22 protein-coding genes are annotated in these 21078 nt (G+C 69.7%); 3 read left to right on the top strand and 19 right to left on the bottom strand.

Annotated elements, in window-relative coordinates:
- Positions 1 to 20: 20 nt before the first annotated feature.
- The 3 genes from ACIRG6_RS12685 to ACIRG6_RS12695 form a co-directional block, all read right to left on the bottom strand.
- Entirely contained in the window at positions 21 to 1217 is a 1197-nt protein-coding gene (locus tag ACIRG6_RS12685) for an acyltransferase family protein (protein WP_318214042.1), read from the bottom strand.
- A 169-nt stretch (positions 1218 to 1386) separates the two neighbouring features.
- Positions 1387 to 3234, bottom strand: coding sequence for a glutamine--fructose-6-phosphate transaminase (isomerizing) (gene glmS / locus ACIRG6_RS12690; protein WP_364676416.1), 1848 nt, complete (start codon positions 3232 to 3234; stop codon positions 1387 to 1389).
- 110 nt (positions 3235 to 3344) lie between these two features.
- On the bottom strand, positions 3345 to 4124 hold the full coding sequence (locus ACIRG6_RS12695; RefSeq protein ID WP_318214040.1) for a hypothetical protein: 780 nt from the start codon (positions 4122 to 4124) through the stop codon (positions 3345 to 3347).
- Between the two features lie 232 nt (positions 4125 to 4356).
- Here ACIRG6_RS12695 and coaA point away from each other — a divergent pair, with 232 nt between their 5' ends.
- Together coaA and ACIRG6_RS12705 are read left to right on the top strand one after the other, a co-directional pair.
- Positions 4357 to 5325 carry a type I pantothenate kinase gene (gene coaA, locus ACIRG6_RS12700; protein WP_318214039.1) on the top strand — a complete coding sequence of 323 codons (969 nt, stop codon included), beginning with the start codon at positions 4357 to 4359 and terminating at the stop codon, positions 5323 to 5325.
- Between the two features lie 32 nt (positions 5326 to 5357).
- The gene (locus ACIRG6_RS12705; RefSeq protein ID WP_364676413.1) at positions 5358 to 6308 is read left to right on the top strand and encodes a DUF389 domain-containing protein; all 951 of its coding nucleotides are present in this window, start codon (positions 5358 to 5360) and stop codon (positions 6306 to 6308) included.
- 124 nt (positions 6309 to 6432) lie between these two features.
- On the opposite strand, the gene glmM is transcribed toward ACIRG6_RS12705, so the two are convergent.
- The 4 genes from glmM to ACIRG6_RS12725 all read right to left on the bottom strand — a co-directional run bounded on the left by glmM (position 6433) and on the right by ACIRG6_RS12725 (position 10450).
- Complete coding sequence (gene glmM / locus ACIRG6_RS12710; protein WP_239765480.1) at positions 6433 to 7791, bottom strand: phosphoglucosamine mutase; 1359 nt, start codon at positions 7789 to 7791, stop codon at positions 6433 to 6435.
- A 247-nt stretch (positions 7792 to 8038) separates the two neighbouring features.
- Positions 8039 to 8551, bottom strand: a complete 513-nt coding sequence (rpsI, locus tag ACIRG6_RS12715; RefSeq protein ID WP_077796742.1) for a 30S ribosomal protein S9 — start codon at positions 8549 to 8551, stop codon at positions 8039 to 8041.
- A gap of 42 nt (positions 8552 to 8593) precedes the next feature.
- Positions 8594 to 9037, bottom strand: a complete 444-nt coding sequence (rplM, locus tag ACIRG6_RS12720; protein ID WP_055632362.1) for a 50S ribosomal protein L13 — start codon at positions 9035 to 9037, stop codon at positions 8594 to 8596.
- A gap of 207 nt (positions 9038 to 9244) precedes the next feature.
- Positions 9245 to 10450, bottom strand: a complete 1206-nt coding sequence (locus ACIRG6_RS12725; protein WP_403322417.1) for a glycosyltransferase family 87 protein — start codon at positions 10448 to 10450, stop codon at positions 9245 to 9247.
- A gap of 74 nt (positions 10451 to 10524) precedes the next feature.
- Between ACIRG6_RS12725 and ACIRG6_RS12730 the strand changes: the two genes are divergently transcribed.
- Positions 10525 to 11409, top strand: coding sequence for a hypothetical protein (locus ACIRG6_RS12730; RefSeq protein WP_403322419.1), 885 nt, complete (start codon positions 10525 to 10527; stop codon positions 11407 to 11409).
- Positions 11410 to 11413: 4 nt separating this feature from the next.
- Here ACIRG6_RS12730 and truA read toward each other — a convergent pair whose 3' ends face one another.
- The 12 genes from truA to rplO form a co-directional block, all read right to left on the bottom strand.
- Positions 11414 to 12268 carry a tRNA pseudouridine(38-40) synthase TruA gene (gene truA, locus ACIRG6_RS12735; protein WP_403322421.1) on the bottom strand — a complete coding sequence of 285 codons (855 nt, stop codon included), beginning with the start codon at positions 12266 to 12268 and terminating at the stop codon, positions 11414 to 11416.
- A 70-nt stretch (positions 12269 to 12338) separates the two neighbouring features.
- The gene (locus tag ACIRG6_RS12740) at positions 12339 to 13748 is read right to left on the bottom strand and encodes a hypothetical protein (protein WP_403322424.1); all 1410 of its coding nucleotides are present in this window, start codon (positions 13746 to 13748) and stop codon (positions 12339 to 12341) included.
- A gap of 138 nt (positions 13749 to 13886) precedes the next feature.
- Entirely contained in the window at positions 13887 to 14381 is a 495-nt protein-coding gene (gene rplQ, locus ACIRG6_RS12745; RefSeq protein WP_403322425.1) for a 50S ribosomal protein L17, read from the bottom strand.
- Between the two features lie 193 nt (positions 14382 to 14574).
- On the bottom strand, positions 14575 to 15597 hold the full coding sequence (locus ACIRG6_RS12750) for a DNA-directed RNA polymerase subunit alpha (protein ID WP_003966937.1): 1023 nt from the start codon (positions 15595 to 15597) through the stop codon (positions 14575 to 14577).
- A 217-nt stretch (positions 15598 to 15814) separates the two neighbouring features.
- Positions 15815 to 16219 (bottom strand): 30S ribosomal protein S11, encoded by a 405-nt coding sequence (gene rpsK / locus ACIRG6_RS12755; protein WP_003956432.1) that lies wholly within the window; start codon positions 16217 to 16219, stop codon positions 15815 to 15817.
- A 66-nt stretch (positions 16220 to 16285) separates the two neighbouring features.
- Complete coding sequence (gene rpsM / locus ACIRG6_RS12760; protein ID WP_004984507.1) at positions 16286 to 16666, bottom strand: 30S ribosomal protein S13; 381 nt, start codon at positions 16664 to 16666, stop codon at positions 16286 to 16288.
- A 188-nt stretch (positions 16667 to 16854) separates the two neighbouring features.
- Entirely contained in the window at positions 16855 to 16968 is a 114-nt protein-coding gene (gene rpmJ, locus ACIRG6_RS12765; protein ID WP_003974245.1) for a 50S ribosomal protein L36, read from the bottom strand.
- Between the two features lie 67 nt (positions 16969 to 17035).
- Positions 17036 to 17257 carry a translation initiation factor IF-1 gene (gene infA / locus ACIRG6_RS12770; RefSeq protein WP_003948620.1) on the bottom strand — a complete coding sequence of 74 codons (222 nt, stop codon included), beginning with the start codon at positions 17255 to 17257 and terminating at the stop codon, positions 17036 to 17038.
- A gap of 149 nt (positions 17258 to 17406) precedes the next feature.
- Positions 17407 to 18243, bottom strand: coding sequence for a type I methionyl aminopeptidase (gene map, locus ACIRG6_RS12775; RefSeq protein ID WP_318214033.1), 837 nt, complete (start codon positions 18241 to 18243; stop codon positions 17407 to 17409).
- Between the two features lie 172 nt (positions 18244 to 18415).
- Complete coding sequence (locus ACIRG6_RS12780) at positions 18416 to 19069, bottom strand: adenylate kinase (protein ID WP_225636228.1); 654 nt, start codon at positions 19067 to 19069, stop codon at positions 18416 to 18418.
- On the bottom strand, positions 19069 to 20382 hold the full coding sequence (gene secY, locus ACIRG6_RS12785; RefSeq protein WP_239765473.1) for a preprotein translocase subunit SecY: 1314 nt from the start codon (positions 20380 to 20382) through the stop codon (positions 19069 to 19071). Before secY ends, ACIRG6_RS12780 begins: the two co-directional genes overlap by 1 nt.
- Positions 20383 to 20621: 239 nt before the next feature.
- On the bottom strand, positions 20622 to 21077 hold the full coding sequence (gene rplO / locus ACIRG6_RS12790; protein ID WP_023547373.1) for a 50S ribosomal protein L15: 456 nt from the start codon (positions 21075 to 21077) through the stop codon (positions 20622 to 20624).
- Position 21078 lies beyond the last annotated feature (1 nt).

Consider the following 21078-nt stretch of genomic DNA (forward strand, 5'->3'; position numbering starts at 1 on the left):
GAGGCCGTGCCGACCCGTCCCTAGGGGACGATCGGCGCCGGGGCCTTGTCGGCGCGGGGGGCGCGGGACTTCGGACCGCGCTTGGACCACCACTGCTGGGCCGGTTCCTCGACCCACCGGTACAGCAGCCAGGCGAGGGCCTGGGAGACCAGGAAGGTGCCCAGCAGGAAGACGATCGCCTCGTTGCTGGGTGCCATCCGGTGCGGCCAGTACTCGCGGATGAACTGGTTGACGGTCTGGTGGACCAGGTAGAAGGCGTACGAGCTGGCCCCGAGCATGATCAGCGAGCGGTTGGTCAGCAGACGGGCGCGGCCCGCGGCCTCGTTCTGCACACAGGCGGCGATCAGCAGCACGGACAGCACCGCGATGACGGGGCGCACGGTGCACTCCATCTGGTGGGCGACGAAGGGGCTGCCCCAGTCGGGTGCGCGGGTGAAGGCCACGGCGTACACGAAGAGCAGCGCCACCACCGCGGTGGGACGCAGGGGGACGCGGTGGCCGCGGCGCAGGGCGATGGCGAAGGTGACCCCGACGAGGAACTGCGGCAGGTAGACCACCGGGTGCCGCATCACCCAGGACGCGTCGTGCGCGTTCAGGTAGTGGTCGGCCGCCACGTGCACGCCCCACATCGCGACCAGGCCGGCGACGGTGACCACCGCCAGGGTCCTGGTCCGCCAGGCGCGCAGACGGCCGATGAGCAGCGGGAAGAGCGCGTAGAAGAGCAGCTCGACGCTGAGCGTCCAGGTGACGGGGTTGCCCGGCAGGGTGGGCATCGCGTTCGGCAGCCACGCCTGCACCAGCAGCAGGGAGGAGATGAGGCTGACCGCGTCCGTGTGGTCGTTGCCCATGCCGTAGAAGACGGCGATGGCGGCGACGGCCGCGACCAGGTGGGCGGGGTAGATACGGCCGAAGCGCCGCCAGTAGAACGTCCCCTTGCCGTTGGTCGGCTTGTGGCTCCAGGTGAGCAGGAAGCCGGAGAGGACGAAGAAGAACGTCACGCCGTGCGCGCCGATCTTCGAGTACGGGAAGAGGTCGGGCACCCGCCACACTCCGCCGCCCGCGCTCACTCCGTTGAAGTGATGCACGAAGACCGCGAAGGCCGCGAAGAAGCGCAGGCTGGTCAGCGACGCCAGACGCGTGGGCAGGGTACCGGCCCGATCCGCGAGCCCTGGCCGCTCCGTGGCCGGAGTCGTGGGTGCCGGGGGGGCTGTGGTCATAACGGTCCACCAGTCGTATCCGCGTGTGGTGGCGGCCGGCGGGCAGGGGTAGTCACTGCAGCACCAACCGCAAACCCCCGTACCTTAGCGATCAGCGCCGCACCGGCACAGGGGGGTGTCCGGTGACCTTCGTCCCATCCGGCGCGGGAACCACCAGGAACCCGCACGGCTACTCCACCGTCACCGACTTGGCCAGGTTCCTCGGCTGGTCCACGTCGTTGCCCCGGGCCGTGGCCAGCTCGCAGGCGAAGACCTGCAAGGGCACCGTCGCCACCAGGGGCTGGAGCAGCGTCGGGGTGGCGGGGATCCGGACGAGGTGGTCGGCGTAGGGGACGACCGCCTCGTCGCCCTCCTCGGCGATGACGACGGTCCGCGCGCCCCGGGCCCGGATCTCCTGGATGTTGGACACGATCTTGTCGTGGAGCACGGAGCGGCCGCGCGGGGACGGCACGACCACGACGACCGGCAGGTCCTCCTCGATCAGGGCGATGGGCCCGTGCTTCAGCTCGCCCGCCGCGAAGCCCTCGGCGTGCATGTAGGCCAGCTCCTTGAGCTTCAGGGCGCCTTCCAGCGCGACCGGATACCCCACGTGCCGGCCCAGGAACAGCACCGTGTCCTTGTGGGCGAGCGAGCGTGCCAGTTCCCGCACCGGCTGCATGGTCTCCAGGACCCGGTCGACGGCGCCGGAGACGCGGGAGAGGTCGCGGACGACGTCGCGGATCTCGTCGGCGTACTTCGTGCCGCGGACCTGGCCGAGGTAGAGGGCGACCAGGTAACAGGCCACGAGCTGGGTCAGGAAGGCCTTCGTCGAGGCGACGGCGACCTCGGGACCGGCGTGCGTGTAGAGCACCGCGTCGGACTCGCGCGGGATGGTCGAGCCGTTGGTGTTGCAGATGGCCAGCACCTTGGCGCCCTGCTCGCGGGCGTGGCGCAGTGCCATGAGCGTGTCCATGGTCTCGCCGGACTGGGAGATGGCGACGACCAGGGTCTGCTGGTCGAGGATGGGGTCGCGGTAGCGGAACTCGCTGGCCAGCTCCACTTCGCAGGGGATGCGCGTCCAGTGTTCGATGGCGTACTTGGCGATCAGGCCGGCGTGGAAGGCCGTGCCGCAGGCGACGATGACGACCTTGTCGACCTCCCGGAGCACTCCCGCGGGGATCCGCAGTTCGTCGAGGGTGAGGGAGCCGGAGCCGTCGATGCGGCCGAGGAGCGTGTCGGCGACCGCCTTGGGCTGCTCCGCGATCTCCTTGAGCATGAAGTAGTCGTGGCCGCCCTTCTCGGCGGCCGAGGCGTCCCAGTCGACGTGGTACGAGCGCACGTCCGCGGGACTGCCGTCGAAGCCGGTGACCGTCACGCCGTCCCGGCGCAGCTCCACCACCTGGTCCTGGCCCAGTTCGAGGGCGTCCCGGGTGTGGGCGATGAACGCGGCCACGTCGGAGGCGAGGAAGTACTCGCCCTCCCCCACACCCACCACGAGCGGCGAGTTGCGCCGCGCCCCGACGACCACGTCCGGCTCGTCCGCGTGCACCGCGACCAGCGTGAACGCGCCCTCCAGCCGGCGGCACACCAGCCGCATCGACTCGGCCAGGTCGGCGCAGGCGGAGTACTCCTCGGCGAGCAGGTGGGCGACGACCTCGGTATCGGTCTCGGAGACCAACTCGTGGCCGCGCTCCGCCAGTTCGGCCTGGAGCGCGGCGAAGTTCTCGATGATGCCGTTGTGGACCACGGCCACCCGGCCCGCGTTGTCGAGGTGCGGGTGCGCGTTGGCGTCTGTGGGGCCGCCGTGCGTGGCCCAGCGGGTGTGGCCGATGCCGGTCGCGGCGGACGGCAGCGGGTGTTCGGACAGTTCCTTGTCCAGGTTGACGAGCTTGCCGGCCCGCTTGGCGGTGGCGAGCCCGCCGTCGGCGAGCACGGCGACGCCCGCCGAGTCGTACCCCCGGTACTCCAGTCGCTTCAGTCCGGCCACCACCACATCCAGTGCCGACTGCGATCCCACGTATCCCACGATTCCGCACATGACCGGCAGCCTACGGTCAGGTTCCGTCACGAACCTGTCGTCGCGTGCCCGAATTCGGAAATTCCCACCGGGGTACGAACACCCCGGTGGGAATTTTCAGCCGGTTGCGGTCAGCCCAGCTTGGCGAGCTGGGCGTCGCTGATCTCCGTGGGGAAGGGGAAGTCCTCGCCCGTGGCGGCGGAGCCCAGGTTGAGCACGGTGAACGACGCCACGGTGGAGCCCTTACGGGTGACGGTGACCTTGACCGGGAACGTGTCGCCGCCCTCGGCGGCCATCGTCATGGTCATCGCGACCGCCTCGTCGGCGCCGGCGGGCGCCTTGTCCGTGACCACCTTGTCGATCTGGTTCTTGACGCCGGCCGCGGTGTAGGCGAACCCGCCCGAGCACGCGCTCACGGCCGCGTTCACGTCCTTGAGGACCTTCTCGGCTCCGCCGTCCTCGTAGGAGGCCAGCGTCACCAGGACCTTGTCCAGGTCGAACGCGCTGTTGAGCGCCTCCTCGGACAGGTCGTCCCCGGACGGCTTCTTCGCCTCCTCCGTCCAGGACCGCTTCACCGTGGCAGCCGGCTCGCCCGCGGCGACGCCGGTCTGCCCGAAGACGAGCGGCTGGCACTCGGCCTTCTCCGCCTTCACCTGGTCCTGCGCGATGTCGTCCGTCGCGGCGGCCTTGGTGACCTTGCCGTTCTTGACGTCGGACTGGGCCAGCGCCGCCTTCTCCAGCTCGGCGGCGGTCAGCGCCTTGGCACCGGCCGGGGCGTTCTTGCCTGCGTCGGCCTTGCCGTCACCGGTCTTGTCGCCGTCGTCGGAGGACCCGCCGCAGGCGGTGACGAGAAGGGCCAGGGCGGCAGCCGAGGCCGCCAGGGCGGTACGGCGAACAGCGGTCGATCTCACGTGAGGTGACTCTTTCTGCCAGGACAGCGGAGGAGCTCCGCATGTATCGCGCGCACTGTACTCACAGCGATGTCACAGCCGATCACCCGACGACCACTCCATGACCACCCGGTACCCGACCGTGACGCCCACGTGATCTTGCCCGGCGGAGCGCGGCCGGGCGTGACGCAGCCCACCCGCCGTCCTGTTCAAACTCCGTTAACAATGGACTGTGATCTCTCCGGTCCCCTCGATGCCCCGGAGCGCCCACCGGTCCCGGCCGGAGGCGACTCCCTACGTCGACCTCACCCGCCCCGAGTGGAGCGCGCTGCGCGACAAGACGCCGCTGCCGCTGACCGCCGAGGAGGTGGAGAAGCTGCGCGGCCTCGGCGACGTCATCGACCTCGACGAGGTGCGGGACATCTACCTGCCGCTGTCCCGGCTCCTCAACCTCTACGTCGGCGCCACCGACGGACTGCGCGGCGCGCTGAACACCTTCCTCGGCGAGCAGGGCTCCCAGTCCGGCACGCCCTTCGTCATAGGGGTCGCCGGCTCGGTCGCGGTCGGCAAGTCCACCGTCGCCCGCCTCCTCCAGGCGCTGCTGTCCCGCTGGCCCGAGCATCCGCGCGTCGAGCTGGTCACGACCGACGGGTTCCTGCTGCCGACGAAGGAGCTGGAGGCCCGCGGCCTGATGTCGCGGAAAGGTTTCCCCGAGTCGTACGACCGCCGGGCGCTCACCCGGTTCGTCGCCGACATCAAGGCGGGCAAGGCCGAGGTGACCGCCCCCGTCTACTCGCACCTCATCTACGACATCGTCCCGGACGAGAAGCTCGTCGTGCGCCGCCCCGACATCCTGATCGTCGAGGGCCTGAACGTGCTCCAGCCCGCACTGCCCGGCAAGGACGGCCGCACCAGGGTCGGCCTCGCCGACTACTTCGACTTCAGCGTGTACGTCGACGCCCGCACCGAGGACATCGAGCACTGGTACCTCAGCCGCTTCCGCAAGCTGCGCGCGACCGCCTTCCAGAACCCGTCCTCGTACTTCCGCAAGTACACCCAGGTCTCGGAGGAGGAGGCCCTCGACTACGCCCGCACCACCTGGCGCACCATCAACAAGCCGAACCTCCTGGAGAACGTGGCCCCGACCCGGGGGCGGGCCACCCTGATCCTGCGCAAGGGACCGGACCACAAGGTGCAGCGCCTGAGCCTGCGGAAGCTGTGACGACGACCGCCCGCTGCCTGTAGAAATACCGGATGCTGCATCTGCGTCTGATCACTCCGGCCGACCGGACCGACGAGGTGGTCCGTCTGATCGACCGGACGGTCGGCACCACCCACCTCGTCGTCCTGGCCGGCGCCGCCCGCGACCCGAAGGGCGACGTCGTCATGTGCGACGTGGCCCGCGAGGCGGCCGACGAGATCATCAGCCGGCTCCGGGCGCTGGGCATCGACGACTGCGGTGCCATCACCGCCGAGAACATCGACCTGTCGCTGTCCAGGCGCGCCGACAAGGCGGAGCGGGACGCCCCCGGCGAGCCCGCGGACGCCGTGCTGTGGGAGCAGCTGGAGGAGGCGACCCACGAGGAGTCGACCCTCTCCGTCACCTACGTCGCCTTCATCACGCTCGCCACGATGATCGCGGCCTGCGGTGTGGTGCTCGACAACGCCATCCTGATCGTGGGCGCGATGGCGGTCGGTCCGGAGTTCGGCCCGCTGGCGGGCATCTGCACCGCCATCGTCCAGCGCGCGCCGCGCCTGGCGCTGCGCTCGGCGATCGCCCTGCTGGTGGGCTTCGCGGTGGCGATGGCGGTGACGGTGGGCTTCAGCTGGATCATGTCCGGCTTCGACCTGTTCAGCGAGGGCAAGCTGGAGGGAGATCGCCCCAACACGGGCTTCGTCTACGCCCCGGACGCCTTCTCCTTCGTGGTGGCGGTCCTCGCCGGAATCGCCGGCACGCTGTCGCTGACCTCGGCGAAGTCCGGCGCCCTGGTGGGCGTCGCCATTTCGGTCACCACGGTCCCGGCCGCCGCGAACGCGGCCGTCGCCCTGAGCTTCGGGGACATGGGGCAGACCGTGGGGTCCAGCGAACAGCTCGTGCTCAACCTCTTCGGCATCGTCGTGGCCGGCACTCTGACGCTTCTCGCCCAGAAGGCCCTGTGGGCGACCCAGCGCGGCCGCCTCACGAAGCCTGACAACGCCGGTTGAGGGTCGGCGCCTCCGGGGGCGCGGGGCTGTGCCGATATGCGGCTCCGCCGCGTGGGCGACCAGCCACGACGACGCCGCGGCCGGCAACGCACAGCACCCCCACCCCGAACCCGGCGCCGCAGAACTACCCCAGCGCCGACTTCACCGCATCGGCCAACCGCCCCGCGACAGACCGAGCCTGCTCGATGTCCGCCGCCTCGACCATCACCCGCACCAACGGCTCGGTCCCCGAGGACCGCAACAGCACCCGCCCCGTGCTGCCCAGCTCCCGCTCCGCCTCTCCGACGGCGGTCGCCAGCTCCGCGGACGTCGTGACCCGCGCCTTGTCCACGTCGGGCACATTGATCAGCACCTGCGGCAGCCGCTCCATCACGGACGCGAGGTCCCGCAGCGTACGGCCGGTCTGCGCGACCCGCGCCGCCAGCATCAGGCCGGTCAGCGTGCCGTCACCGGTGGTGGCGTGGTCGAGGATGATGACGTGGCCGGACTGCTCGCCACCGAGGGCGTACCCGTTGGCCTTCATCTCCTCCAGCACGTACCGGTCGCCGACCCCGGTCTGCACGAACTGGATGCCCTCGCGCTCCATGGCCAGCTTGAAGCCCAGGTTGGACATCACGGTCGCCACGACCGTGTCGGAGCGCAGCGCGTCCCGCTCCCGCATCGCGAGCGCGAGCACGGCGAGGATCTGGTCGCCGTCGACCTCCGCGCCGGTGTGGTCCACGGCCAGGCAGCGGTCGGCGTCGCCGTCGTGGGCGATGCCGAGGTCGGCGCCGTGCTCGACGACGGCGGCCTTGAGCAGGTCGAGGTGGGTGGAGCCGCAGCCGTCGTTGATGTTGAGGCCGTCCGGCACCGCGCCGATGGTGACGAGCTCCGCGCCGGCCCGCGCGAACGCCTCCGGCGAGACCCGGGAGGCCGCGCCGTGCGCCTCGTCGAGGACGATCTTCAGCCCGTCGAGGCGGTTCGGGAGGACACCGACGAGGTGGGCGACGTACTGGTCGAGTCCCTCGTCGTAGTCGCGGACGCGGCCCACGCCGGCACCGGTCGGGCGGTCCCACGGGGCGCCGGTGCGGTGCTCCTCGTAGACGGACTCGATGCGGTCCTCCAGCTCGTCGGCGAGCTTGTGGCCGCCGCGGGCGAAGAACTTGATGCCGTTGTCGGGCATGGCGTTGTGGCTCGCGGAGAGCATCACGCCGAGGTCGGCGCCGAGCGCGCCGGTGAGGTGGGCCACCGCGGGCGTCGGCAGCACGCCGACCCGCAGCACGTCCACGCCGGCGCTGGCCAGACCCGCGACCACGGCGGCCTCCAGGAACTCCCCGGAGGCGCGCGGGTCCCGGCCGACCACCGCGGTCGGGCGGTGTCCGGCGAAGGTGCCCGCCTCGGCCAGTACGTGCGCCGCGGCGACGGAGAGACCGAGCGCCAGCTCGGCCGTCAGATCCGCGTTGGCGACACCGCGCACGCCGTCCGTGCCGAAGAGTCGTCCCACTTGTCCTCCTGAGGAAACGTCAATTCCGGGAGCGGCTGCCGGTGCGGCCCACGCAGTCGGCTCCCGTGGTTACCGGTCACGCGGCGCACCGCGCTGCCCGGCCATCCGATCACACAAGTCTTTGAACGCCTCAGCGTCTCAACGTCTCAACGTCTTGTGCCGTTATACGCCCAACGACGGAGATAAACGAACGCCCCGGCAGCACAGTGGCGTGCCGCCGGGGCGTTCGGAGTACAGGCAGCGAGGCTTAGCGCTTGCTGTACTGCGGAGCCTTGCGGGCCTTCTTGAGACCGGCCTTCTTGCGCTCGACCGCACGGTCGTCGCGCTTGAGGAAGCCGGCCTTCTTCAGCGGGCCGCGGTTGTTGTCCACGTCGGCCTCGTTCAGCGCACGGGCGACGCCGAGACGGAGCGCACCGGCCTGACCGGAGACACCGCCACCCGCGATGCGGGCGATGACGTCGTAACGGCCCTCGAGCTCGAGCACCTTGAAGGGCTCGTTGACTTCCTGCTGGTGCACCTTGTTCGGGAAGTAGTCCTCGAGGGTGCGACCGTTGATCTTCCACTTGCCGGTGCCCGGGACGATCCGGACGCGGGCGATGGCGTTCTTGCGACGGCCCAGGCCGGCGGCCGGCTGGGGCTCGCCGAAGCGGGACGCCATGGACTCCGAGGTGTACTCGCCCTCGACGGGGACCTCGGACTCGGTGGTGTAGCTGTCGATGTCGATCTCTTCGAGCGGCTGCTCGGCAGTGGTCTCGGCCACGATGCTCCTCAGATTCTCTTCAGTCTTAGGGGGTGGCCGGACTTACTGCGCGACCTGGGTGATCTCGAACGGCTGCGGCTGCTGCGCGCCGTGCGGGTGCTGGTCACCCTTGTAGACCTTCAGCTTCGAGAGCATCTGACGGCCCAGCGTGTTCTTGGGGAGCATGCCCTTGACGGCCTTCTCGATGGCCTTCTCGGGGTTCTTGTCCAGCAGCTCGTCGTAGCGCACCGAGCGCAGACCGCCCGGGTAGCCGGAGTGGCGGTACGCCATCTTCTGGGTCCGCTTGTTGCCGGAGAGGTGCACCTTGTCGGCGTTGATGATGATGACGAAGTCACCGGTGTCGACGTGGGGCGCGTAGATGGGCTTGTGCTTGCCACGGAGGATGGAGGCCGCGGTGGAGGCCAGACGACCCAGGACGACGTCCTGAGCGTCGATGACGTGCCACTGGCGCGTCACATCGCCGGGCTTGGGGCTGTACGTACGCACGGTTCGTAGCCTTCGCTTCTTCAGTGAATGGTCCTGACAAGGTCACCGAAGACGATCACGACAGCCTTGACCGCACAGCGGTGACGCAAACCGCGTGCTGGTCGCTGGTCATCGGTCCCGGTGGACCGGTGTAAGGGCCCCTCACGTGAGAATGAGCAAGCCAATACACATACGACTGTGCAGAGTACCCGGGGTGCCATAGCCGGGTCAAAACGGAGCCGCCGACACCCGCTCCGGCTCCGGCGCGCGCCCGCCGCCGCGGTGATCGCCGGCGGGAGCCGCACCGCCCCGGGCGTGCCGCGCCACCGCCCACCCCAGCCCGCACAGCGTGAACGCGTCCTTGAAGGCCCGCTGCCGCGCCGACTCCAGCCAGGGCCAGCTCACCCCGGGCGCCTGGGGCACCAGGGCGATCCAGAACCAGGGCCCCCGGGCCACCGCCCCGGCGTACGGCAGCCCGGCGAGCAGCAGCGGCACCGCGACGAGGAGGTAGTGGTCGTACGACGGCCTGGAGACCAGGAACGCCGACAGCATCAGGCCCGCCCCGGTCTCCGCGTACCGCAGCGGCCCGGCGTCCGCGCGGCGCCAGCGCAGGTACGCGCACAGCACCCCGGCCCCGGCCGCCGCCGCCGCGACCCCCTGCGCGAGCGGCCCCGCCACGCCCAGCCGGGGCAGCACGGCCGCCGGGGAGGCCTCGTACAGCCGCAGGAACCCGTCGTCGTCGTGGAGCAGGAACGGCAGGGTGCGGGTGAGGAAGCCGGCCGGGTCGGGCATCAGCAGCGCCGCCGCGCCGGAAGCCAGCGCGGGCAGCAGGACGGCCGCCACCAGGGCCCGCCACCGTCCGGCGAACACGAACAGCAGCACCACGGGCGCCAGCAGCGGCTTGAGCGCCACGGACGTCCCGATGACGGCCCCCGCCGCCGTCCACCGCCCCCGGCTCGCCAGCAGCAGGCACAGCGGCAGACCCACCGCCGCCGTCACCGTCCAGTTGCCGAGCCGCACCAGGTGCCCGAACGGCGCGAAGCCCACCGCGAGCCCGATCGGCCCGAGGACGCCGAGGCGGCTGCCGTACGGCACCCGGTGCAGGCGCAGCGCGCAGCCCCAGGCCAGCACCAGCAGCCCCGTCACCGCCAACGGCGCCAGCACGCGCAGCACGGCCCCGGGCAGCAGCGCCTGCGGGACGGCGGCCAGCACCGCGCTCGGCAGATAGAGGAAGTGCGGATCGTCGTACGGGGAGCCGCCGGCCAGCCAGGTGCGGGCGGCCCGCACGACGATCGCGTTGTCCATCCCCCCGTCCGGAGCCGCCCGGGCCGCACTCAGCGCCGACGCCCCCAGCACCGCCACGAGCGCCGCCCACGCGGGCCCGCCCGCAGGTCGCACCAACCACCCGGAGATGTCGTTTTTGCCCGTCCGCATGAGGGGAACGCTAGGCGCTGCGGCCCCTCCGGAGGCGCACCAGCGCGCCTCTCGGCCCGTCTAAGATGCCGCCCATGAGCTTTGGGCAGGGGGGACCTCAGTCGCAGTGGGATCCCTGGAAACCGCAATCGCAGCAGCAGCCCTGGAACAGCGGCGGCGGCGACTCCCCGGACTGGGCCGCTCTCGCCGAGGCCTCGGAGGCCCGCAACAAGCGGCGCCGGCTGCTGTTCATCGGCGGCGGCGCGCTGGCCACCGTGGCGATCGCCAGTGCCGTCGCCGTGGCCGTGGTCTCGGCGAACGGCTCCGGCCAGGCGTCGGACACGCCCTCCTCCCAGCTCCCGTCGACCGCGGACATCCCCAGCCAGTCGGCCGCGCCCCCCTCGTTCGCGCCGACCAGTGCCCCGCCGCCGCTGGACCCGAAGGACTTCGTGTCCAGCAGCAAGAAGGACACGGCCCCGCTGAGCCCGGGCATCCTCTTCCCGGGCACGCAGCTGACCATGGGCGACATCGTGTACAAGAAGGGGCCGACCGCGGACACCCGCACCTGCGCCTCCGCCGCCCAGGGCACCCTGCCGAAGGCCCTCACCGCCAACGGCTGCACCCGGCTGCTCCGCGTCACCTACACCAAGGGCGACATCGCGGTGACGGTCGGGGTGGCCGTCTTCGACAACGAGGCGCAGGCGGTCAAGGCCAAGGGCCAGACCGACAAGAAGAGCATCGTGCGCTCACTGTCCGGCGGCGGCGTGAAGTCGTTCTGCACGGGCGCGGTCTGCCGCTCCACCATCAACTCCTACGGCCGCTACGCCTACTTCACGATCGCCGGCTTCACCGACGGCAAGAGCGTGACGCAGAAGGACACGGCCGTGTTCCGCACGGGCGACGACCTCGCCGAGTTCGCCTTCCGGCAGATCCGCCGACGCGGCGAGGCGCAGGCGTCGGCGGCGGCCACGGCCGAGTAGCGGCTCAGCAGCAGCCGGCCCCCGGCAGGGACCGCCGGTTGCGCGCCTCCTTGTTCCGCGCCGCCAGCAGCTCGTCCGCCGGGTAGCCGACCTCCTCCAGGGTCAGCCCGTGCGGCCGTACGACGTGCACGGCGGAGTCCCGGACACCGGCGGCGAGCACCTTGGCGGGCCAGTCGGGCGGACGGTGACCGTCGCCGACGAACAGCAGCGCCCCGATCAGGGAGCGGACCATGTTGTGGCAGAAGGCGTCGGCCCGGACCGTGGCGGTGACGATCCCGTCGTCGCCGCGCACCAGGCTCAGCTCCTGCAGCGTCCGGATGGTCGTGGCCCCCTCCCGCTTCTTGCAGTAGGCGGCGAAGTCGTGCTCCCCGAGCAGCCCCCGGGCGGCCTCGTTCATGGCGTCGACGTCGAGGGGCCAGTCGTGCCACAGGACGTGTCCGCGCAGCAGCGGGTCCACACCGCCGGGGTTGTCGGTGACCCGGTAGGCGTAGCGCCGCCAGATCGCGGAGAACCGGGCGTTGAAGCCGCTGGGCGCCTCCCTGAGGGCCCACACCCGCACGTCCCGGGACAGCCGCCCGGCGAGCCGCTTGAGCAGCTTCCCGTGGTGCTCGGCCCAGACCTCGCGCGGCAGGTCGACGTGGGCGACCTGGCCCCGGGCGTGCACGCCGGCGTCGGTCCGCCCCGCCACGGTCAGCTCGTGGGTCTCCCGGGACCGCGTGACCGTCCGCAGCGCGTCCTCGATCTCCCCCTGCACGGTCCGCCGCCCACCGGCCTGCTTGGCCCACCCGGAGAACTCGGACCCGTCGTAGGAAAGGTCCAGCCGCACCCGTACGAACCCGGCCTCTACTTCGTCACTCACCCCTGCATCTTCTCAGGAACGGCGAACGGGCCCGCCCGGAGGGCGGACCCGCTGCCGGACCGACGGGCGGTCAGCCCCTGCCGGTGGGGTTCAGCACGATCTGCCCGGAGTCGTTCGCCGGGTTGCCCTCGTTCGGCATCGTGTACGCGAAGAACGCCCGGCCGGTGGCGTTCTTGGTCACCTCGTCGATGCGGAGGCCGAAGGTGAAGGTGCGGGAGTCGTTCTCCAGGACCGGCGTGGAGACGAAGCAGGCGTAGTCGCCCTCGGCTCCTTCCCAGGTGGGCCGGCAGTCCTCGGGAACGGTGGTGGCCGTGGTCCCCGGCGGCAGGTCGACCTGGAAGGAGATCGGCTCGCCGCCGGAACGCAGCAGGGCCAGCCAGGCGGGGCCGTGGTTGGCGAAGCCGACGTCCACCGACACGGTGCTGCCCTTGCGGGCCCGCAGCCGCTCACCGGTCAGGTCGAGGTCGAAGGTGTTCCTGGTCGGCAGGTCCAGCTCCGCCCAGCGCGTATAGCCGGCCGGCTCCGCCTCCGGCACGCGGGCCAACTCCAGCGCCGCACCGTCCCCGGCCTGGTAGTCGCCCTGGGCCAGCAGCTCCCGCGCCTGTGCGGCGGGCACCGCGCTGAAGGAGTAGGACAGCGCGTCGTACAGCGCGAAGTCGGCCGTCCGCACCGGGAACGGCGTGTTCAACCCGTAGGCCGCGTCCCCGGCGAACTCGCCGTCGAAGACGCACAGTGCCTCGGAACGCCCGAGCAGGTCGTCGGGATCACGCGGGTCGTACCAGCAGTTGTCGAAGGTACGGGGGAAGGACAGACCCCGGGTGCCGGAGATACGCAGCAGGACGCCCTCGCCGCCCAGCCCACCGACGTTGCGGAAGCCCAGCGGCGCCTGGAAGGTGTCGCCGGCCCTCAGGTCCGCGGGCTCGGTCAACTGCTTCATCCGCAGCTCCGGGCCGCCGACCAGCACGTCCACCGAGTGCCCGGTGAAGGCCAGGCCTTCGCCCTGGGCCGTGATCTCGATGCTGCCGGCGTCGCCGGCGGCGCTCTCGTCGGTCACGTCCAGGCGGATACCGCCGAGACGGTTGTAGTCCTGGCCGGCGTAGATCTCGTAGCCGTTACAGGTGGCGACGAGTCCGTCGACGGCGCACCCCTGCCAGCCCCCGAGGCCGGAGAAGTCCACCGCGGCCACCCCGGCCAGGGAGCGGGCGTCCACGGTGACCGTGTAGTCGCCGGTGTGGATCGGGCTGATGACGCCGTCCTGGTCCGGTATCGGCTCACCGGGCGCCCGCAGCCCCAGCTCGATCTGCGGCTCGGCCGACTCGCCGGCCTCCGGGTGCAGGGAGAGGTTCACACTGTCGGGACCGGTGACGGCGACCGGCAACGGCTGCTCGACGGCACGGGCGGGACTGGCGAGCGCCGTGGCGGCCAGAGCGGCCAGCACGAAGGCGGCGGCACGACGCCGCACGGCGGCGGGAGAAGGCATGAAACCCCCGTGACTCAGGGACCGGACGCACCGGGATTCGGTGACGCATACATGACCACCGACCTGCCTGAATGGTTGCCCCGCAATGCGGACGGGCCCGCCCCCGAAAGGGGACGGGCCCGTCGCGAGCCGGAAGCCTCAGGCCTCCTTGGACTCCTCGGCCGAAGCCTCGGTGGTCTCGGCCTTGGTCTCCTCGGCAGCCGGAGCGGCCTCGGCGTCCTTGGCGGCACGCTTCGTCGCGGCCTCGGCCTCACCGGTGGCCTCCTGCGCCACGGTCAGCGCCTCGACCAGCTCGATGACGGCCATGGGCGCGTTGTCGCCACGGCGGTTGCCGATCTTGGTGATCCGGGTGTAGCCACCGGGACGGTTCTCGTACCGGGGGCCGATCTCGGTGAAGAGCGTGTGGACGATGCTCTTGTCCGTGATGACCTGGAGCACCTGACGGCGGTTGTGAAGGTCGCCCTTCTTCGCCTTGGTGACCAGACGCTCGGCGTACGGACGCAGCTTGCGCGCCTTCGCCTCGGTCGTGGTGATGCGGCCGTGCTCGAACAGCGACTTCGCGAGGTTCGCGAGGAGCAGCTTCTCGTGCGCGGCGCTGCCGCCCAGACGGGCACCCTTGGTGGGCTTCGGCATGGTGTTTCTCCTAGGTGTCTGCCCCGGCCGTATCAGGTACCGGAGTCAGTATCCGAGCAGGCGGTCGCCTGTCGGAGATCCGGGGCGCCTTTTCGAGCGCCCCGGAGGGTCCGCGCCCCGTAAGGGGCGCGGGGAACTGCGCGACCGGCCACGACCGACCGGCAGCCGCGGTACGGCCCTCCTTGCGGAGCGCTCAGTACTGCTCGGTCTCCACGAAACCGGCGTCCGCGTCGTCGTCGGCGCCGAAGGCGTCGGCGGCGGCGGTCGGGTCGAACCCGGGAGGCGAGTCCTTGAGCGCGAGGCCCATGCCGGCCAGCTTCGCCTTGACCTCGTCGATCGACTTCGCACCGAAGTTGCGGATGTCGAGCAGGTCGGCCTCGGAACGCGCCACGAGCTCACCCACGGAGTGGATGCCCTCGCGCTTGAGGCAGTTGTACGACCGAACGGTGAGCTCGAGCTCCTCGATCGGCAGCGCCAGGTCGGCGGCGAGCGCGGCGTCCGTCGGGGACGGACCCATGTCGATGCCCTCGGCGTCGATGTTCAGCTCGCGGGCGAGACCGAACAGCTCGACCAGGGTCTTACCGGCGGAGGCCATGGCGTCACGCGGACGCATCGCCTGCTTGGTCTCGACGTCGACGATCAGCTTGTCGAAGTCGGTGCGCTGCTCGACACGCGTGGCCTCGACCTTGTACGTGACCTTGAGAACCGGCGAGTAGATGGAGTCGACCGGGATACGGCCGATCTCCTGGCCCACCTGCTTGTTCTGCACGGCGGAGACGTAGCCGCGACCGCGCTCGACGGTCAGCTCCATCTCCAGCTTGCCCTTGCCGTTGAGCGTGGCGAGGACGAGGTCGGGGTTGTGCACCTCGACACCGGCCGGGGGCGCGATGTCGGCGGCGGTGACCAGACCCGGGCCCTGCTTGCGCAGGTACATCACGACCGGCTCGTCGTGCTCCGAGGAGACGACCAGCTGCTTGATGTTGAGGATCAGGTCGGTGACGTCCTCCTTGACGCCCGGCACGGTGGTGAACTCGTGCAGGACACCGTCGATGCGGATGCTGGTGACAGCAGCGCCGGGGATCGACGAGAGGAGCGTGCGGCGGAGGGAGTTGCCGAGGGTGTAGCCGAAGCCCGGCTCCAGCGGCTCGATGACGAACCGGGAGCGGAACTCGTCGACGACCTCTTCGGTCAACGAGGGACGCTGAGCGATCAGCATGAAGTGAATCCTTCAGTCAGGGGCGCCCGCTATTTGACGCCCGACTCTGTACTGCAAGGGTACGGGCGGTACGGCCCGAAAGAGCCGTACCGCCCGGAAATCCCTGACGAAGCGAGGTCAGACGCGACGACGCTTCGGCGGACGGCAGCCGTACTGCGACATGTGGGGGACGACCCCCACACCCCCAGCCGGACGCCGGTCCGCCGCGTGTCGAGCGTCAGACGCGACGACGCTTCGGCGGACGGCAGCCGTTGTGCGGGGTGGGCGTGACGTCCTGGATGGAGCCGACCTCGAGGCCGGTCGCCTGCAGGGAGCGGATGGCGGTCTCACGACCGGAACCCGGGCCCTTGACGAACACGTCGACCTTGCGCATGCCGTGCTCCTGAGCGCGGCGGGCAGCCGACTCGGCGGCCATCTGCGCGGCGAACGGCGTGGACTTCCGGGAGCCCTTGAAGCCGACGTGGCCGGCGGAGGCCCAGGAGATCACGTTGCCGGACGGGTCCGTGATCGAAACGATGGTGTTGTTGAACGTGCTCTTGATGTGCGCGTGGCCGTGAGCGACGTTCTTCTTTTCCTTGCGGCGCACCTTCTTGGCAGCGCCCTGACGTCCCTTGGGGGGCATGTCGTTCTCCTACGGGAGGTGGTCGGTCCTACAGCGAAGACCGCTGGACGGCGAGTCCGCTGCGGACTACTTCTTGCCCGGCTTCTTCTTACCGGCGATGGCGCGACGCGGGCCCTTGCGGGTGCGGGCGTTGGTGCTGGTGCGCTGACCGCGGACGGGCAGGCCGCGGCGGTGACGCAGACCCTGGTACGTACCGATCTCGACCTTGCGGCGGATGTCGGCCTGGATCTCGCGACGGAGGTCACCCTCGGTCTTGATGTTGTTGTCGACGTACTCGCGGATCGCGACGAGCTGCTCCTCGGAGAGGTCGCGAACGCGGGTGTTCGGGTCGACGCCGGTGGCGGCCAGCGTCTGCTGCGAAAGGGTCCGGCCGATGCCGAACACGTAGGTGAGGGCGATCTCCACGCGCTTTTCGCGCGGGATGTCAACACCGGAAACGCGTGCCATTCAATGGCTCCAGTTGATTGTCGGAGGTCTTCCACAGAACCGGTCCCCGGCCGCCGTATCAGGTACGAACCGGGTCCCCGGCCTCCGAACCGGGGGTGTCGGGCACCTGGGTGCCCGGGTCCTGCGTATGAACATGTTCAGCTCGCGTCGCGCGAAGTCATGCGAATCGCGGAGGGAACGGTCGTGCGTCAGCCCTGGCGCTGCTTGTGGCGCGGGTTGTCGCAGATGACCATGACCCGACCGTGACGGCGGATCACCCTGCACTTGTCGCAGATCTTCTTGACGCTCGGCTTGACCTTCATGGGGTGAGGTTCTCCGGGTCAGTTGCCGGCGCACCCGCGGCACAGCGCCGCGGGACGTGGGCAAGATCTACTTGTACCGGTAGACGATCCGGCCACGCGTCAGGTCGTACGGAGACAGCTCCACCACGACCCGGTCGTCAGGGAGGATGCGGATGTAGTGCATGCGCATCTTGCCGCTGATGTGTGCCAGGACCTGGTGGCCGTTCTGGAGCTCGACCTTGAACATGGCGTTCGGAAGAGACTCGACGACAGTGCCCTCGATCTCGATGGCACCTTGCTTCTTGGCCACGCTTCGCCCTTCGAATCGACTACCTTGATCGACTCCGCTACACCCTGCGAGCAGATGCAGGCATACGGGTGCACTGGAGCCGACGAGTCAGTCTACGTCAGCACCCCCGGAAAGGCGAAACGAGGAAGTCTGCCCCAAGGAGAAGATCCTCATGCAAGCGGGTCCGGCGCCGCCGTGATTCCCAGCTCCGCCAGCTTGGCCTTGCCGCCGTCGGGGGCCGTGAGGACCAGGGGGCCCTGCTCCGTCAGGGCGACGGAGTGCTCCCAGTGGGAGGACCAGGTGCCGTCCGTCGTGATGACCGTCCAGTCGTCCTTGAGGACCTCGGTCCTCGGGGTGCCGAGGGACACCATCGGCTCGATGGCCAGGCAGAAGCCGGGCACCAGCTTCGGGCCCTTGCCGCGGCGCCGGTCGACGTAGTTCAGCAGGTGCGGGTCCATGTGCATCTCGGTGCCGATGCCGTGGCCGCCGTAGTCCTCGATGATCCCGTACTTGCCGCCGCCCGGCTTGGGCTGGCGGCGGATGTACGTCTCGACGGCCCGCGAGATGTCCACGAGCCGGTTGCCCTGCTTCATCGCCGCGATGCCGGCCCACATCGACTCCTCGGTCACCCGGGAGAGCTCGACCAGCTCCGGGGCGTGACCGGACCCCACGAAGGCCGTGTAGGCGGCGTCGCCGTGCCAGCCGTCGATGATCGCACCGCAGTCGATGGAGATGATGTCCCCGTCCTTGAGGACCACGTCGTCGGACGGGATGCCGTGGACGACGACCTCGTTCACGGACGTGCAGATCGTCGCCGGAAACCCGCCGTAGCCGAGGAAGTTCGGCTTGGCGTCGTGCTCCGCGAGCACCTTGCGGGCGACCTGGTCCAGGTCCTTGGTGGTGGCGCCGGGCACGGCGGCCTCGCGCGTGGCCGCGTGGATGGCGGCGACGACCAACCCCGCCTCACGCATCTTGGCGATCTGCTCGGGGCTCTTGATCTGCACCATGGGGGCTGCGGCCTTTCTGGACCGGAAGAGAACGGACGCACTCAACGATACGGGGCCGGGCCCCGCACCATTCCGCGGGCAGCCACGGACCGGTCGCCGTGGTCGCGCCCACCCACGCCACAGCCGCGGCCTCCCGAAAGGAAACCGCGGCTGTGACCACGCAACGCAAGAACTACTTGTCCCGCTTCAGCGCCTCCAGCGCCCGACCGGTGACCTCGGCCACGGGCCCCATCGCGGAGATGGTGACGACCAGCCCCTGCGCCTTGTAGTAGTCGATGATCGGCTCGGTCTGCGTGTGGTAGACCTCGAGCCGCTTGCGGACCGTCTCCTCGGAGTCGTCGTCCCGCTGGTACAGCTCGCCGCCGCAGACGTCGCAGACGCCTTCCTTCTTCGGCGGCGTGTACGTCACGTGGAAGACGTGCGCCGAGTCGTTGCGGCAGACACGCCGCCCGGCGATCCGCTTCACGACCTCGTCCTCGGGGGCCTCGAGGTCCAGCACCGCGTCGAGCTTCATGTCCTCGGTCTCGAGGAGCTCGTCCAGCGCCTCGGCCTGCGAGACGTTGCGCGGGAAACCGTCCAGCAGGAAGCCGCCCTCGGCGTCGGGCTGCTCCATCCGGTCCTTCGCCATGGCGATGGTGACCTCGTCCGGTACGAGGTTGCCGGCGTCCATGTAGGACTTGGCGAGCTTGCCCAGCTCGGTCTGCCGGCTGATGTTCGCGCGGAACAGGTCACCCGTGGAGATGTGCGGAATGTGCAGCGTCTCGGCAAGGCGGGTCGCCTGCGTTCCCTTTCCGGCACCCGGCGGCCCGACGAGGACGATTCGCATCAGCGGAGGAACCCTTCGTAATTGCGCTGCTGGAGCTGGCTCTCGATCTGCTTCACCGTCTCGAGACCCACACCCACGATGATCAGGATGCTGGTGCCGCCGAACGGGAAGTTCTGGTTTGCCCCGAAACCAGCCAACGCCATTGTCGGGACGAGAGCGATCAGACCCAGGTACAGCGAACCCGGCCAGGTGATCCGGTTGAGTACGTAGCTCAGATACTCAGCGGTCGGTCGGCCAGCCCGGATGCCCGGGATGAAGCCACCATACTTCTTCATGTTGTCGGCGACTTCCTCGGGGTTGAACGAGATAGCCACGTAGAAGAAGGCGAAGAACACGATCAGGAAGAAGTACAGGACGATGTGCGGCGTGGCCGCCGTGTCCGCGAGGTTCTTCGTGATCCAGGTGGCCCAGCCGGCCTGCGAGTTGGAGAACTGGACGATCAGCGCCGGAATGTAGAGCAGCGACGAGGCGAAGATGACGGGGATCACACCCGCCTGGTTCACCTTGAGCGGGATGTACGTCGACGTGCCGCCGTAGGAACGGCGACCGATCATGCGCTTCGCGTACTGGACCGGAATACGGCGCTGGGCCTGCTCCACGAAGACCACGAGACCGACCATCACCAGGCCGACCAGGATGACCGTGCCGAACTCGATCCAGCCGCCCGCCAGGTCGCCCTGCTTCTTGATGGCCCACAGGGCGGACGGGAAGGTCGCGGCGATCGAGATGAACATCAGGATCGACATGCCGTTGCCGATGCCGCGGTCGGTGACGAGCTCGCCGAGCCACATCACGACGGCCGTACCGGCGGTCATGCAGATCACCATGACGACGGTGGTGAAGATCGACCGGTCCGGCACGATCTGGCCGGCGACGGTGCAGCCGGAGAACAGGGCGCCGCTGCGGGCGGTGGCCACCAGGCCGGTGCCCTGCAGGATGGCGAGCGCCATGGTCAGGTAGCGGGTGTACTGCGTGATCTTCGCCGTACCCGCCTGGCCCTCCTTCTTCAGGGCTTCCAGGCGCGGGATCACCACGGTCAGCAGCTGCAGAATGATGCTCGCCGTGATGTACGGCATGATGCCGAGCGCGAAGACCGTGATCTGCAGCAGGGCGCCACCGCTGAACATGTTGACCAGACCGAAGAGGCCCTGGTTGCCGGACGCCTGGTCCACACACTCCTGGACGCTCTTGTAGTCGACGCCGGGGATCGGGATGTGGGTACCGAGCCGGTACACCACGATGATGCCGAGCGTGAAGAGCAGCTTCTTGCGCAGGTCGGGCGTCTTGAACGCCCGGGCGAACGCGGTGAGCACGGTGCCTCCTGCGACCCCCGCGCTTCTGCGTCAAGGGTGACGGTCTTGAGGTTCGACTGACGACTTAGGGATAACGGTCAACTGCCGCTCAGGGTGCCCCATGTGTGGCACCCGTGAAAGAGGGCAGCGCAGGCCACCTTACCGGCGGGACCACTTTCCTTGGAACGACCAACCGGGGATACCCCTTTTGTGGAGTATCCCCGGTGGGATCGTTCAGGTCATCGAGACGCCTGAATGGCTCAGACGAGCTCGGTGACGGTACCGCCGGCGGCGGTGATCTTCTCCTTGGCGGAGCCGGAGACGGCGTCGACCGTCACCTGCAGCGCCACGGAGATCTCGCCCTGGCCGAGGACCTTGACGAGGCTGTTCTTGCGAACGGCACCCTTGGCCACGAGGCCCTCGACGGTGACTTCGCCACCCTCGGGGTACAGCGCGGCCAGCTTGTCGAGGTTCACGACCTGGAACTCGGTCTTGAACGGGTTCTTGAAGCCCTTCAGCTTCGGAAGACGCATGTGGAGGGGCATCTGGCCACCCTCGAAGCGCTCCGGAACCTGGTAACGGGCCTTCGTACCCTTGGTACCACGACCGGCCGTCTTACCCTTCGACGCCTCACCACGACCGACACGGGTCTTCGCGGTCTTGGCGCCCGGGGCGGGACGGAGGTTGTGGATCTTGAGCGGGTTCTGCTCCGCCATG

It is taken from the genome of Streptomyces flaveolus (genome assembly GCF_044765825.1).
GTDB lineage: Bacteria > Actinomycetota > Actinomycetes > Streptomycetales > Streptomycetaceae > Streptomyces > Streptomyces flaveolus.